General features: G+C 60.8%; 1 pseudogene. It reads right to left on the bottom strand.

Features of this window, described 5'->3' with window-relative positions:
• Positions 1–1406 (bottom strand): annotated as a pseudogene (locus ACO079_RS00005) (hypothetical protein); the annotation flags it as partial.

Below are 1406 nucleotides of genomic sequence, written 5' to 3'. Positions count from 1 at the left end.
AGAGCAATGGACTGTGATCCGCTGGCTGTAGAATCATATCCGCCAGCAAAGGCATTCGATCCACCTGCTGTTGCGGCTGCGCCAATGCCAGTGCTTCGATCTCCCGTCACTTGCGCGCTGGCCCCCACTGCGGTCGATGCATTTCCGCTTGCACCTGTGGTTTGACCGATCGCGACGGTGTCAGAGTTGGTCGCAGTGGCCGTATCGCCAATTGCGGTCGCCCGTGTACCCGATGCAGCAGCATCTGCGCCGATGGCAACGGTATCTGACATTGTCGCATCGGCTGAATCACCGACAACCGTCGCGTCGCTCCCTGAACCCGTAGCGGCCCGACCGATAACCACCGCGTTTGTTGCCGTCGCACTGGCTGCTTCGCCAATCGCGATTGTGTCCAAGCCGCTCGAAACGGCATCTGCGCCTATGGCAAGGCTTCGGGTGCCGCTTGAGTTTGCACCACTGCCTAGCGCGATGTTCTCGTCGCCGCTCGCGGCTGAATCTGCGCCAATCGCGATCGATTCATCGCCTGTCGCCTGCGCTCCATCACTGTTGGCATCTGCGTCATCACCACCAATTGCAATGGCACCATCGACCGTCGCATCAGACTGCGCACCGATCGAAATGGCACTATTGGCATCAGCATTTGAATCTGCGCCTATCGCAATCGCCGCTGCACCACCGACATCACCGCTTTGGCCGACGACAATACTATCGGTGAAGTCAGCCCTCGCGGACTCACCGATGGCAATCGTATCGGTTGCCGTTGCGGACGATGCCCGGCCAACCGCGGTTGAACGCTCGGCTGTCGCATCCGCTAGACTACCGATTGCAACGCTCGAGCCCCCGGTTGCTTCCGCTGTGTATCCCACAGCTGTGCTGGCCCCGGCGGCATCTGCATTGACGCCAATCGCGGTTCCACTAAAGGAGCCGGTGGTCGAGCCCGATCCACATTCAAGGCCTGAGCTTTCTTCGCAGGCAGCACCTGTACCCGCTGGGGCATCGATTCCGCCTGCCTGTGGTACGCCCGGCCCGTCATCGGGCCCAGCCAGTGCGAATTCGCCAATCGCCACAGACTTCAGATTGCCCGACCCATCAATGGTGACGACATGGCTGATCGCGCCTGCGGAGACGATGTTTGCCGCATTGGCCAGGCCCGGAAGGGTGTAGAAGCTGGACGAAAGGCCCAGCAGGATCTGGTTGGCAAACGTCGTGGACGTGTTGGCCCCTATCGCCATGGAGCCAGAGAAACCGGCATTGGCATTTGTGCCGAACGCGAACGCATCCGCCGCAGTCGCTTGCGAGAAGGCGCCGATGGCAACCGCCCCGGTTCCGGTCGTATCCGAATTCACGCCGATAGAGATCGAGTTCGAGGCTGTCGCATCGACATTCACGCCAATCCCGATGGCGTT

This window comes from Hyphobacterium sp. (genome assembly GCF_965228115.1).
GTDB lineage: Bacteria > Pseudomonadota > Alphaproteobacteria > Caulobacterales > Maricaulaceae > Hyphobacterium.
This window is presented reverse-complemented; position numbering and strand designations above follow the sequence as displayed.